This is a genomic window from Diaphorobacter sp. ED-3, assembly GCF_027625375.1.
GTDB lineage: Bacteria > Pseudomonadota > Gammaproteobacteria > Burkholderiales > Burkholderiaceae_C > Diaphorobacter > Diaphorobacter nitroreducens.
In genome coordinates this window covers 56,319-68,531 of sequence record NZ_CP115182.1, presented here as the reverse complement: position 1 = coordinate 68,531, position 12,213 = coordinate 56,319, and the positions used below count along the sequence as shown (strand labels likewise).

The 12,213-nt window shown below is 66.0% G+C and carries 13 protein-coding genes; all 13 read left to right on the top strand.

What is annotated here, in order from left to right; genetic code table 11:
- The first annotated feature begins 13 nt into the window (after positions 1-13).
- The 13 genes from PCQ86_RS00345 to trbG all read left to right on the top strand — a co-directional run bounded on the left by PCQ86_RS00345 (position 14) and on the right by trbG (position 12,212).
- The gene (locus tag PCQ86_RS00345) at positions 14-928 is read left to right on the top strand and encodes a LysR family transcriptional regulator (protein WP_270174592.1); all 915 of its coding nucleotides are present in this window, start codon (positions 14-16) and stop codon (positions 926-928) included.
- A 25-nt stretch (positions 929-953) separates the two neighbouring features.
- Positions 954-1,181, top strand: a complete 228-nt coding sequence (locus PCQ86_RS00340) for an EexN family lipoprotein (protein WP_003056142.1) — start codon at positions 954-956, stop codon at positions 1,179-1,181.
- A 216-nt stretch (positions 1,182-1,397) separates the two neighbouring features.
- Complete coding sequence (locus tag PCQ86_RS00335; protein WP_003056140.1) at positions 1,398-3,407, top strand: conjugal transfer protein TraG; 2,010 nt, start codon at positions 1,398-1,400, stop codon at positions 3,405-3,407.
- Entirely contained in the window at positions 3,404-3,868 is a 465-nt protein-coding gene (locus tag PCQ86_RS00330; protein WP_003056139.1) for a ribbon-helix-helix protein, CopG family, read from the top strand. The genes PCQ86_RS00335 and PCQ86_RS00330 overlap by 4 nt, the downstream gene beginning before the upstream one ends.
- The gene (trbB, locus tag PCQ86_RS00325) at positions 3,865-4,914 is read left to right on the top strand and encodes a P-type conjugative transfer ATPase TrbB (RefSeq protein ID WP_003056138.1); all 1,050 of its coding nucleotides are present in this window, start codon (positions 3,865-3,867) and stop codon (positions 4,912-4,914) included. The genes PCQ86_RS00330 and trbB overlap by 4 nt, the downstream gene beginning before the upstream one ends.
- Positions 4,911-5,297: a TrbC/VirB2 family protein gene (locus PCQ86_RS00320; protein WP_003056137.1), complete on the top strand. Its 387-nt coding sequence runs from the start codon at positions 4,911-4,913 to the stop codon at positions 5,295-5,297. The genes trbB and PCQ86_RS00320 overlap by 4 nt, the downstream gene beginning before the upstream one ends.
- Entirely contained in the window at positions 5,294-5,566 is a 273-nt protein-coding gene (locus PCQ86_RS00315) for a VirB3 family type IV secretion system protein (protein ID WP_003056130.1), read from the top strand. The genes PCQ86_RS00320 and PCQ86_RS00315 overlap by 4 nt, the downstream gene beginning before the upstream one ends.
- A gap of 14 nt (positions 5,567-5,580) precedes the next feature.
- On the top strand, positions 5,581-8,052 hold the full coding sequence (gene trbE, locus PCQ86_RS00310) for a conjugal transfer protein TrbE (RefSeq protein WP_003056125.1): 2,472 nt from the start codon (positions 5,581-5,583) through the stop codon (positions 8,050-8,052).
- The gene (trbJ, locus tag PCQ86_RS00305) at positions 8,049-8,804 is read left to right on the top strand and encodes a P-type conjugative transfer protein TrbJ (RefSeq protein WP_003056124.1); all 756 of its coding nucleotides are present in this window, start codon (positions 8,049-8,051) and stop codon (positions 8,802-8,804) included. Before trbE ends, trbJ begins: the two co-directional genes overlap by 4 nt.
- Positions 8,805-8,815: 11 nt before the next feature.
- Positions 8,816-9,142, top strand: coding sequence for a hypothetical protein (locus PCQ86_RS00300; protein ID WP_003056123.1), 327 nt, complete (start codon positions 8,816-8,818; stop codon positions 9,140-9,142).
- A complete protein-coding gene (gene trbL / locus PCQ86_RS00295; RefSeq protein ID WP_270174187.1) occupies positions 9,139-10,491 on the top strand; it encodes a P-type conjugative transfer protein TrbL in 1,353 nt (450 codons plus the stop codon). The genes PCQ86_RS00300 and trbL overlap by 4 nt, the downstream gene beginning before the upstream one ends.
- Before the next feature lie 18 nt (positions 10,492-10,509).
- Positions 10,510-11,214: a conjugal transfer protein TrbF gene (gene trbF, locus PCQ86_RS00290; RefSeq protein ID WP_003056121.1), complete on the top strand. Its 705-nt coding sequence runs from the start codon at positions 10,510-10,512 to the stop codon at positions 11,212-11,214.
- Positions 11,211-12,212: a P-type conjugative transfer protein TrbG gene (gene trbG / locus PCQ86_RS00285; protein ID WP_003056120.1), complete on the top strand. Its 1,002-nt coding sequence runs from the start codon at positions 11,211-11,213 to the stop codon at positions 12,210-12,212. The genes trbF and trbG overlap by 4 nt, the downstream gene beginning before the upstream one ends.
- Position 12,213: the final 1 nt, after the last annotated feature.

The window sequence follows — 12,213 nt, the reverse complement described above, 5'->3', positions numbered from 1 at the left end:
TGGAGTGAGCACAATGGAGCTTCGACATCTTCGCTGCTTTCTCATCGTTGCGGAGGAACTTCATTTCGCTCGCGCCGCTGAACGACTACATATCGACCAATCTCCACTTTCACGCACTATCAAAGAATTAGAAGAGGAACTTGGTGCTCGTTTATTCATTCGTACTACCCGAAGCACTCAACTAACCCGTGCCGGGCGACAGCTTTTGGAGCATGTCCCGCGCATTTTTACCGCATTGGATCAGGCCCGTGATGGCGTCAAGTCTGCCACCAACGGATTTTTAGGCCAGTTACGCATTGCCTTGTCTGATGGTGTAACACCCACACGATTGTCAACTTTGCTGGCGCGATGCCGTGAAGAGGACCCTGAAGTTGAGATGCGTCTGTTTGAGGTGCCGCTCGGGCTGCAGATCAAGGGTTTGCATGAAGATCTGTATGACGTAGGTTTTTCGATGGCAGAGGATGGAGGCGATGGTATCTTGGTCACACCTGCTTGGGAAGATGAACTGATGGTAGCGGTGCCAGCCCGCCATCCCGTGCTCGCCTTCAAACAGGTTCCGCTGAAAGAAGTGCTGCGCTATCCGTTGGCACTGGGCGACCCGGCGGTCTGCGAAGGCCACGCGCGGCAGATCGATCGTTTTCTGCGCAAGCTCGATCAGGAGCCGCTGATTGCGCAGCGCGTGGTAACCTTCGACGTGATGATGACGCTGGTTTCCGCTGGCCTGGCTTTGGGCCTAGCGGGCGAGGCGCATATCGCCTCCAGCCGCGAGCCGGGTGTCGTGGCCCGCCGCTTGGCAGGCAAGCCATACATGCTTACGACCTATCTGCTACGCCGCGATGCGGAGCCGTCCGAGATGCTGGCTCGGTTCATCGAGCGTGTGGCCTTCATTGATTCGGCAGACGGTATCGACGCTGCCGACGATGCCTGAACCATCCGACGAAAGGACTGGAATCATGAACAGAGTGATGCTACTGATGCTGACCGTCGCACTGACCGCATGTGGCTCGTCTCAACCTTCGGAAACCGTGGATTTCCTCGCGGCGCATCCCGAGCGCATCAAGGAGATTCAACGGCAATGCAAGGAAGATCGCACAAAAGTCGGTGATGAACTTTGCCGCCGTGCTGCCGAAGCCGCCAATCGGCGTTTCTTCGGTGACCGACCTGAGCAGAAGTCCAAATAGCTCTGTTGTAGTCGCTTCGCAGCGACAAAGTTCTCGCTGACACCTCACTACGCCGCAACGCGCTCCCGTCTGCGGCGTTTTTATTGCCTTCGCTCCTGCAAGAAATCAGGCTTTTTCGGCCTAAATCCCCGCCATAACGGTCTTTGACCGACCTATGCACACGCCTTGATCCTGATGCACGCGGCACGTTGTTGTGCCGTGATTGGAGGCGGGATCATGCAAGGGACGAACGTGCTGTTCGGTCAGATCGCCGTGGTATTCGGCATCGTGATCGCCGGCGTGTGGGCAGCCACACAATGGACAGCCGCCGCCCTGGGCTATCAGCTACGCCTTGGCTCGCCCTGGTTCGACTTCTTCGGTACGCCGGTCTATCACCCGTGGCGGCTGTTCGAGTGGTGGTTCTTCTTCGATGCCTACGCGCCCAGCGTCTTTGACATCGGCGGCGCCATTGCGGGTGGCAGCGGCCTGGTGGCCGTGCTGGTGGCCATCGGCATGTCGATCTGGCGCTCGCGGCAATCGCGCCTGGTCACGACCTACGGCTCGGCGCGCTGGGCGAACGCGGATGACATTCGCGAGGCCGGTCTCACGCAGCCGGACGGCGTGTTCCTCGGCCAGCACGAACGCCAGTACCTGCGCCACGAAGGTCCGGAACACGTCCTGACCTTCGCACCAACCCGCTCGGGCAAAGGCGTGGGCCTGGTGGTGCCCACCTTGTTGAGCTGGCCCGCGTCCGCCGTCATCCATGACATCAAAGGCGAGAACTGGCAGATCACCGCAGGCTGGCGCTCGCGCTTCTCGCATTGCCTGCTGTTCAACCCGACCGATGCGAAGTCAGCGGCCTACAACCCGCTGCTGGAGGTGCGTCGCGGCGCCCATGAGGTGCGCGACGTGCAGAACATCGCGGACATCCTGGTCGATCCCGAAGGCGCGCTGGAGCGGCGCAACCATTGGGAGAAGACCAGCCATGCTCTGCTGGTCGGCGCCATCCTGCACGTGCTCTATGCGGGCGAGGACAAGACGCTGCGCGGCGTCGCCAACTTCCTCTCCGATCCGGCTTGCCCATTCGAGCTGACGCTGCACCGGATGATGACCACGCCGCATCTCGGCTATGGCCCGCATCCGGTCGTCGCATCGGCGGCGCGCGAAGTGCTCAACAAGTCGGACAACGAGCGTTCCGGCGTGTTGAGCACGGCCATGTCGTTCCTCGGCCTGTACCGCGACCCTACGGTGGCCGAAGTCACGTCGCGTTGCGATTGGCGCATTGCCGACCTGATCGCGGCCGAGCATCCGGTATCGCTGTACCTTGTGGTGCCGCCTTCAGATATTTCGCGGACGAAGCCGCTGATCCGCCTGATCCTCAATCAGATCGGGCGACGGCTGACGGAATCGCTCGATGGCTCCGACGGCATCGAGCGCCGCCACAAGCTGCTGCTGATGCTTGACGAGTTCCCGGCGCTCGGGCGGCTCGACTTCTTCGAGACGGCACTGGCCTTCATGGCGGGCTATGGCATTCGCAGCTTTCTCATCGCGCAGTCGCTCAATCAGATCGACAAGGCGTATGGGCAGAACCATTCGATTCTGGACAACTGCCATGTCCGCGTGACGTTCGCCACCAACGACGAACGCACGGCCAAGCGGATCTCCGAAACGCTGGGCACTGCAACCGAGCTGCGCGCACAGCGCAACTACGCAGGCCACCGGCTCGCGCCGTGGCTGGGCCACCTGATGGTGTCGCGCCAGGAGACCGCGCGCCCACTGCTGACGCCGGGCGAAGTGATGCAGTTACCGCCGGATGAAGCCGTGGTGATGGTGTCCAGCGTGGCGCCGATCAAGGCCAAAAAGCTGCGCTATTACGCGGACACCAATTTCAAGCGGCGCGTGCTGCCGCCGCCCGTGCTTGCGGCCGGACGCTATGCCGACGTTCCGCCCTCGCGAGCCGACGACTGGAGCGGGCTGGCGATTCCCGCCGTGCCTGCCGCACCGGCCACTGCACCTACTGATGGCCTGGAGCACTTGGGTTCGGCCGACGACGGCGGACCGCGCCGTCAGCCCGAACTTTCCGAAGCCGTCGCCTACGACCCCGAGCTGGCCGCGTCCGCAGCCGACCTCGGGTTGCTCGATGACGATGACGACCTGCCGCTTCCCCTTCCTCGCCAGCTTGACCCGGCCATGCAGCGCACGGCCCGGCTGGCTTCCCTCGACCCCAACGACGGAATCGAGCTATGAGCCACTACCGCCTCAACCTGTTCATCCAGCCGGAGCATGCCAAGCGTCTGGACGAGCTGGCCGCCAAGAAAGGCGTATCGAAATCCAGCATCGTCGCGGCGGCGCTCGCATCGTGGCTGTCGCCCGATGCTGCCGACCAGCGCGAGGCAGCGATTGCCAAGCGGCTTGATCGCCTCTCGCGCCAGGCCGAGCGCATGGAGCGCGACCAGAACATCGCCATCGAAACGCTGGCGCTGTTCATCCGCTATTACCTCACGGTCAGCACGCCAGTTCCCGAGGCGCACCAAGACGCGGCACGCGCACAGGGCAAAGCGCGCTTCGAGCAGTTCGTTGAACAGTTGGGTCGCCACCTGCTGCGCGGTCGAAGCCTGGTGCGCGATGTGGTGGAGGAACTGCACCCCGACCCGGCGCGGATGGATGACGCGGCGGCAGTTGCCGAAGCGCAAGAGCGCGCCTCATGAGCGTCGCACCTTCGTCCTTCGCCACCTCGCTCGACCGCCGCATTCAGATGCTGCGCACGGCGATGGGGCCGCTGATCGCTGCCGCGCTCGAAGACCCGGACGTGGTGGAAGTCATGCTCAATCCTGATCGCACCCTTTGGGTGGATCGGCTTTCATCGGGCCGCGCACCGATGGGCGTGGAGCTGTCCGAGGCGGACGGCGAGCGAATCATCCGCCTTGTCGCCGCCCACGTTGGCGCAGAAGTCCATCGCGGCCAGCCGCTACTGTCCGCCGAACTGCCCGAAACCGGCGAACGCTTCGAGGGTATCTTGCCGCCCGCCGCGCCAGGGCCGGCCTTCGCGCTGCGGAAGCGCGCCATCGGTGTGATTCCGCTGGAGCGGTACGTCATCGACGGGATGATGACCAGCGCGCAGGCGGGCTTTCTCGTTCGTGCCGTGCGCGAGCGGCAGAACGTCCTGATCGCCGGCGCCACCAGCAGCGGCAAGACCACGCTCGCCAATGCGCTGCTGGCCGAGATCGCCGCCACGGGCGACCGCGTGCTGGTGCTCGAAGACACGGTGGAACTGCAATGCGCGGCCCGCGACCACGTTCCGCTGCGCACCCGCGCAGGCGTGGTGTCGATGACCGAGCTTGTGCGCTCGTCCATGCGCCTGCGGCCTGACCGCGTGGTCGTGGGCGAGGTGCGCGGCGCCGAGGCGCTGGATCTCATCAAGGTGTGGGGCACGGGCCATCCGGGTGGCATTGCCACGATCCACGCCGGCTCCGCCCTCGGCGCGCTGCTGCGCCTGGAGCAACTGATTCTCGAAGTGGCGGTGAACCCGCCCCGCGCGCTGATCGCCGAGGCGGTCAACGTGGTGATCCACATCGCCGGGCGCGGACGCAAGCGCCGCATCGAGAGCATCGCCCGCGTCGTCGGCTTCGACGGCGTGGGTTACCGACTGGCGGATGCGATGGACGCGCCGTTTCCCGAGCTGCCGCCACTTCCCGATGCCGCACCCGCTGCGGCGACTTCCCCATCCCTCGACCTTTCTGGAGAACTGCCATGACGCACGTTGATGCTTTCCGTATTTCTGTAAATCCGCTTTCCCGCCGCTCCAGTCCCGCGCGGCTGGATGGCCTGGCCCGCCCGGCCATGCAAGGCTTGATGCTCGCTGCCTTCATGCTGCTGCTTGCGGGCACTGCACAGGCCGCCGGTTCCTCGATGCCGTGGGAAGGCCCGCTGCAATCCATCCTTGAATCCATCCAGGGGCCGGTGGCGCGCATCGTCGCGGTCATCATCATCATCGCCACGGGCCTCGCGCTCGCGTTCGGCGACACGTCGGGCGGCTTTCGCAAGCTGATCCAGATCGTGTTCGGCTTGAGCATCGCCTTCGCCGCGTCCTCGTTCTTCCTGTCGTTCTTCAGCTTCTCGGGCGGGGCCGTCGTATGAGTGCCCCGGACACCTTCGCGGCCGGGTTCGAGGTGCCGCTGCATCGCTCGCTCACCGAGCCGATCCTGCTGGGCGGCGCACCGCGCACCGTGGCGATCGCCAACGGCACCTTGGCCGCCGCTGTCGGGCTAGGCCTGCAACTGTGGATTCCCGGTGTCGTGCTCTGGATCGTCGGCCATTCGCTGGCGATGCGGGGCGCGCGCGTCGATCCGCAGTTCATGGCCGTGTTCGCGCGGCACATCAAGCACCGCCCGCTGCTGGACGTGTAGGGGAGGACGCCGCGATGCTGAACCTCGCCGAATACCGCCAGCGACCGGCCTTGCTCGCCGACTGGCTGCCCTGGGCCGGACTGGTGGCACCGGGCGTCGTCTTGAACAAGGACGGCAGCTTCCAGCGCACGGCGCGCTTTCGTGGCCCCGACCTCGACAGCGCGACGCAAGGCGAGCTGATCGCCACATCGGCGCGCTTGAACAACGCGCTGCGCCGCCTGGGTTCGGGCTGGGCGCTGTTCATCGAAGCCGAGCGCCGGTCTGCCGCCGACTACCCGCACTCCGATTTCCCCGAACCGCTGTCCTGGCTGGTCGATGAAGAACGCCGCGCCGCCTTCGAGGATTCGGGCAACCACTTCGAGAGCGGCTATCACCTGACGCTGGCCTACCTGCCGTCCGAGGAATCCCGTGCTCGGGCCGCGGGCCTGCTGTACGAAAACCGGCCCACCGAAGGCGTGGATTGGCGCGAGCGGCTGCACGCCTTCGTCGCTGAAACGGATCGCATCTTCGACCTGCTCGATGGCGTGATGCCGGAGATCGCCTGGCTTGATGACAGCCAGACGTTGACCTACCTGCATTCGACCGTCTCGACGCGCCGCTACCGCGTCGGCGTTCCCGAAGTGCCGTTCCACATCGACGCGCTGCTGACCGATTCCGCGCTGGTCGGTGGCCTGGCGCCGATGCTGGGCGACCAGCACCTGCGCGTGGTGTCGGTGCGCGGTTTCCCGACCTCGACCTGGCCGGGGATTCTGGACGACCTCAACCGCCTGGGCTTCGCGTATCGCTGGAGTACGCGCTTTCTGTGCCTCGACAAAGCCGAGGCGGAAAAAGAACTCGCCCGACTGCGCCGCCAGTGGTTTGCGAAAAGGAAGAACGTCATCGCGTTGCTGCGCGAGACGATCTTCCAGCAGGAAAGCCCGCTGGTCGATACCGACGCCAACAACAAGGCCGCCGACGCCGATGCTGCCTTGCAGGAGCTGGGCAGCGATCAGGTCGCCTTCGGCTACCTGACGGCGACCGTCACCGTCATGGACGCGGACGCCGCCGTTGCCGACGAGAAGCTGCGCATGGTGGAGCGCGTCATCCAGGGGCGCGGCTTCGTCACCATCCCCGAAACGCTCAACGCCGTGGATGCGTGGCTGTCGTCCATTCCGGGCAACGCATACGCCAATGTCCGCCAGCCCATCGTCTCGACGCTGAACCTGGCGCACATGATGCCGGTGTCGGCGGTATGGGCCGGCCAGGAACGCAATGCGCATCTCGATGGGCCGCCGCTGATCGTCACGCGCACAGACGGCGCCACGCCGTTCCGGCTGGTGACGCACATCGGCGACGTGGGCAACACGCTGGTGGTTGGCCCCATCGGCATGGGCAAGTCGGTGCTGCTGGCGACGATGGCGATGCAGTTCCGCCGCTATCGCGGCTCGCGCATCTTCGCCTTCGACATGGGGCGCTCGATCCGCGCGGCCATCCTGGGCATGGGCGGCGAGCACTACGACCTGGGCGCGGACGACGAGATCGCCTTCCAGCCGCTGGCGCGCATCGACCGAGAGGGCTACCGCACCTGGGCCAGCGAATGGGTGGAAGGCCGCCTGCTGCACGAAGGCGCGGCCGTCGGCCCGGACGAGAAGGCGGCCATCTGGTCTGCGCTGGGGAGCCTGGCCAGCGCGCCGGTGGAGCAGCGCACGCTCACGGGCCTGACGGCCTTGCTGCAATCGAACACCTTGCGCCAGGCACTCGCGCCCTACGTCCTGGGCGGCGCGCACGGCAGGCTGCTGGATGCCGACCACGACCGCCTCGGCACATCCGACGTGCAGGCGTTCGAGATGGAGGAGCTGATGCACAGCAAGGCTGCTGTGCTCGCGGTGCTGCGCTACCTGTTCGCGCGCTTCGAGGAGCGGCTGGATGGTGCGCCCACGCTGCTGATCCTCGATGAAGCCTGGCTGTTCCTCGATGACCCGGTGTTTGCGGCGCGCATCCGCCAGTGGCTCAAGACGCTGCGCAAGAAGAACGTCAGTGTCATCTTCGCCACGCAGTCGCTCGCGGACGTGAAGGATTCGGCCATCGCGCCGGCCATCATCGAAAGCTGCGCGAGCCGGATTTTCTTGCCGAACCCGCAAGCGACCGAACCGCAGATTCGCGCGATCTACGAGGGCTTCGGCCTCAACAGCCGGCAGATCGAGATCGTCGCCACCGCGCAGCCCAAGCGCGACTACTACTACCAATCCCGCCTCGGCAACCGCGTGTTCGACCTCGACCTGGGGCCGGCGACGCTGGCCTTCGCGGGTGCTTCCACGCCGCAAGACCAGCGCGCCATTGATGAGGTTCTTGGCCGCGTGCCGCAGGACGCCGGCGTGCCCGGCTTCGCGGGCGCCTGGCTGCGCCATCGCGGCCTCGATTGGGCGGCCGACCTGCTGCCCTCGTTCCCCGGCTACGCGCCGGGTTCCCTCCGTACCGCTGACCACCCCCAGGAGAACCAACTATGAAATTGCATACCCCCAAGCTCGCCGCGTTGACCGCCGCCTGCGTGCTCGCATTCGGCATCGCGCAACCCGCCCACGCCTTGTTCGGCGTCGGCGACATCGTGCTCGACCCGACCAATCTGGTGCAGAACACGCTCACCGCCGTTCGCACGCTGGAGCAGATCAATAACCAGATCCAGCAACTCCAGCACGAAGCGCAGATGCTCATTAACCAGGCGCGCAACCTGGCCAGCCTGCCGTCCAGCGTGGTCGGCCAGTTGCGCGCGAACCTGGCGACCACCCAGCGACTGATCGCGCAGGCCAAGGGCTTGGCCTACGAAGTGACAAGCATCGACCGCGAATTCGTGCGCCTGTATCCCGAGAAGTACGCCGCCACGGTGAGCGGCAATCAGATGTACCTCGATGCGCAGGAGCGTTGGAAGAACACGCTCAACGGCCTGCAAACGACCATGCAGATGCAGGCCCAGGCGTCGCAGAACCTGAGCGACGACGAAAGCGTGCTGGCCGACCTCGTGGGCAAGAGCCAGTCGGCCGAGGGCGCGCTGCAAGCGATGCAGGCCATGAACCAGTTGCTGGCCTTGCAGGCCAAGCAGTCGATCCAGACGCAGCGGCTCCAGATCACGCAAGACCGCGCGGCCTCGCTGGAACTGGCGCGGCAGGCGGCGGCCACGGAGCGCGGGCGCGAAGTGACGCGCCGCTTCCTGGGCGAAGGCACGCCGTACACGCCGCAGCCCGTCAATTTCTACAACCGCTGACGGAGGCTGCCATGCAACGCACGCCCGTCGTGTTTGCTTTCGCCATTCATGCGCTGGTGCTGGCCGGCTGTGACCGGCCGCAGCAAGTGTCGGTGAATGCGCTCGCCGCCGACCCGGCCCGGTTGCACGCGCTGCGCGCGCAGTGCCGCGCGGGCGCGCACGACGGCGCGTTTTGCGCGCAGGTGGCACAGGCCGACCTGCGGCGCTTTCTCTCCGGCCAGGCCGGGCCGAATGAGTACCAGACGCTGGCCGACCTGCCGCCGATCCCGCCCAGCTTCGATGAACCCGCCGATGGCAGCGCGGCAATCGCTCTGCCTGGGCAGGAGGACTCGCCATGAACGACGTGACGGTCATCGACCGCTTCCTCGACACCTTCTCGCGCTACATCGACTCGGGCTTTGGCCTGTTGCACGGCGAAGTGGCGTTTCTGACCGCCACGCTGATCGTCATCGACATGACGCTCGCCGGGCTGTTCTGGGCGATGAGCCATGCCACCGGCCAGGGCGAGGACGTGATCGCCAAGCTGATCCGCAAGGTGCTGTACGTCGGCGCCTTCGCCTACATCATCGGCAACTTCAACTGGTTGGCTGGCATCGTGTTCCGCTCCTTCGCCGGGCTGGGCCTGACGGCCAGCGGCTCGACCCTGAGCATGGAGAACTTCCTGCAACCGGGCCGGCTGGCGAAGGTCGGCATCGACGCCGGTGCGCCGATCCTGAAACAGATCGGCGACATGGCGGGCTTCCCCGAAGTCTTCGTGAACATCACGCCCATCGTCGTGATGTTCCTCGCTTGGCTGATCGTCCTGCTGTGCTTCTTCGTGCTGGCGATCCAGCTTTTCATCACGCTGATCGAGTTCAAGCTGACCACGCTTGCCGGCTTCGTGCTGGTGCCGTTCGCGCTCTGGAACAAGACCGCATTTCTCGCCGAGAAGGTGCTGGGCAACGTGGTGTCGTCCGGCATCAAGGTGCTGGTGCTGGCGGTGATCGTGGGCATCGGCTCGGGCCTGTTCGCCGAGTTTCAGGTACAGCCCGCCGAACCATCCATCGACCACTCCGTGGTCGTGATGCTGGCCTCGCTGACGCTGCTGGCCTTGGGCATCTTCGGGCCGGGCATTGCAACCGGGCTGGTGTCCGGCAGCCCGCAGCTCGGCGCAGGTGCGATGGCCGGTGCGGCGCTGGGCGCGGCCGGCGCTGCTGTTGCCGTGGGCGCTGCGGCTACGGGCGTCGGCGGCGCAGTCGCCGCCGGGGCGCGCATGGCGCCCGCAGCCGCCAAGCTGGCCGGTAGCGGAGCGCGTGCCGCCACTGGGGCCGCCAGCAGCGCGCGGTCGGCGTTTCAGGCGGGTTCTGCATCCGCCGGCGGCGGCCTCAAGGGCGCTGCCGCTGGTGTCGGCAATGTCGCCAAGACCGGCGCGCAGGCGACCGGGCAGAAGGTGGCTGAGGGCGCGCGCTCGATGAAGGAGCGTGTCGCCGCCGCCTTCCGGCCCGATGACGCCGGATCGGCGTCAGGGGGCGGTGCCGCACAGGCTGCAAACGAGCCAACCCCATCCACCGCGCAACCCGCCTGGGCCAAGCGCCTGCATCGCAGGCAGCAGCTCACCCATGCCGCGACGACCGCCGCCCACACGCTGCGCGGCGGCGATGGCGGCAGCTCCAGCCAAGGCCCGAGCCTGCGCGATTCCGATTCCTGATCTTCAAGGAGAACTCCCATGCGATTCAAACGACCGCAGGTGCGCTACGCCGATACGCCACAGCCTGCTACTCCGTATCAATCCGCCGCCCAGGTTTGGGACGAGCGCATCGGCTCGGCCCGCGTGCAGGCCAGAAACTGGCGCTTCATGGCCTTTGGCTGCCTCACGCTGGCCGTGCTGATGGCGGGCGGCCTAGTCTGGCGCTCGGCGCAGTCCATCGTCACGCCCTACGTTATCGAGGTGGACAACGCGGGCCAGGTGCGCGCTGTCGGCGAGGCCGCCACGCCCTACAAGCCCAGCGATGCGCAGATCGCCTACCACCTGGGCCGCTTCATCGGCCTGGTGCGCTCGCTGTCCATCGACCCCATCGTGGTGCGGCAGAACTGGCTCGATGCCTACGACTACACGACCGACAAAGGCGCGGTCGTGCTCAACGAGTACGCCCGCACGAATGACCCGTTCGCGCGCATCGGCAAGGAGTCGGTGACGGTGCAGATCACCAGCGTGACCCGCGCCAGCGACACGTCTTTCAACGTGCGCTGGACGGAAACGCGCTTCGTCAATGGCGCGCTGGATCGCACCGAACGCTGGAACGCGGTGATTTCCACGGTGCTGCAAACCCCGCGCACCGAGCAGCGTCTGCGCAAGAACCCCCTGGGCATCTACGTCAACGGGCTGTCGTGGAGCCGCGAACTGGAAGCTAACGAAGGAGCAAAACCATGAATGATCTTTTCCGTAAATCCGCCTTGCCGGTGATGCTTCTGGCTTCGACCGTGCTGTTCTCTGGCTGCGCTACTCAGGGCAAGCCGCCACCGACCATTTCGCTCGATGAGCCGGTGCAGGCCCAGCCGCTGCCGGAGCCACCAAAACCGGTGGAGGTGGTCACGGTGCCGCAGCCGCTCGCGCTGCCGTCGCAGTTGAAACCACTGCCAGAGACCGAGGAGGCCAAGCCCGCGCCGGAACCCGCGGATGAGAAAGTGCGCGTCTCGCGCGCCAATGCCGAGGCCCGTGTCGCGCCCACGCGCGAAGGCTACGTCAACGCGATCCAGGTCTGGCCCTTTACCGATGGCGCGCTTTACCAGCTCTATGCGGCCGTGGGCCGCGTGACGGTGGTTTCGCTGCAGCCCGGCGAGGAACTGGTGACGGTCGCGGCCGGCGACACGGTGCGCTGGATCGTCGGGGACACGTCGAGCGGCAGCGGTGAGGCTCTGCGCGTCAACGTGATGGTCAAGCCGATCCGCTCGGGCTTGAAGACCAATCTGGTCATCACCACCAGCCGCCGGACGTATCTGCTGGAGCTGACTTCGACCGAAAAGACGTGGATGGCGTCGGTGTCCTGGGAGTACCCGAAGGACAAGATGCTGGCCTTGCAGCGCCAGGCGCAGGCGGCCAGCGCCGCCGCCCCGGTCGATAGCGGCCTGTCGCTGGAGAAGATCCGTTTCCGCTATGCCATCAGCGGCAGCAATCCGCCGTGGAAGCCGCTGCGTGCTTTCGATGACGGCGAGAAGGTCTACATCCAGTTCCCGCCCGGCATCGCCCAGGGCGAGCTGCCGCCGCTGTTCGTGATCGGCGCGCAAGGCGACGGGCAACTGGTGAACTACCGATTCCGTGCGCCGTACTACATCGTTGATCGCCTGTTCGGCGCGGCCGAACTGCGCCTGGGCGGGGACAAGGGCGACGTGGTGCGGATCGAGCGCACGGACGGCACACGGAGGAACTGAC

Bases quoted from the DNA above. Each gene is read 5' to 3' on its own strand.
- PCQ86_RS00345 (WP_270174592.1), top strand. From the start codon at position 14: ATGGAGCTTCGACATCTTCGCTGCTTTCTCATCGTTGCGGAGGAACTT.
- PCQ86_RS00340 (WP_003056142.1), top strand. From the start codon at position 954: ATGAACAGAGTGATGCTACTGATGCTGACCGTCGCACTGACCGCATGT.
- PCQ86_RS00335 (WP_003056140.1), top strand. From the start codon at position 1,398: ATGCAAGGGACGAACGTGCTGTTCGGTCAGATCGCCGTGGTATTCGGC.
- PCQ86_RS00330 (WP_003056139.1), top strand. From the start codon at position 3,404: ATGAGCCACTACCGCCTCAACCTGTTCATCCAGCCGGAGCATGCCAAG.
- trbB (WP_003056138.1), top strand. From the start codon at position 3,865: ATGAGCGTCGCACCTTCGTCCTTCGCCACCTCGCTCGACCGCCGCATT.
- PCQ86_RS00320 (WP_003056137.1), top strand. From the start codon at position 4,911: ATGACGCACGTTGATGCTTTCCGTATTTCTGTAAATCCGCTTTCCCGC.
- PCQ86_RS00315 (WP_003056130.1), top strand. From the start codon at position 5,294: ATGAGTGCCCCGGACACCTTCGCGGCCGGGTTCGAGGTGCCGCTGCAT.
- trbE (WP_003056125.1), top strand. From the start codon at position 5,581: ATGCTGAACCTCGCCGAATACCGCCAGCGACCGGCCTTGCTCGCCGAC.
- trbJ (WP_003056124.1), top strand. From the start codon at position 8,049: ATGAAATTGCATACCCCCAAGCTCGCCGCGTTGACCGCCGCCTGCGTG.
- PCQ86_RS00300 (WP_003056123.1), top strand. From the start codon at position 8,816: ATGCAACGCACGCCCGTCGTGTTTGCTTTCGCCATTCATGCGCTGGTG.
- trbL (WP_270174187.1), top strand. From the start codon at position 9,139: ATGAACGACGTGACGGTCATCGACCGCTTCCTCGACACCTTCTCGCGC.
- trbF (WP_003056121.1), top strand. From the start codon at position 10,510: ATGCGATTCAAACGACCGCAGGTGCGCTACGCCGATACGCCACAGCCT.
- trbG (WP_003056120.1), top strand. From the start codon at position 11,211: ATGAATGATCTTTTCCGTAAATCCGCCTTGCCGGTGATGCTTCTGGCT.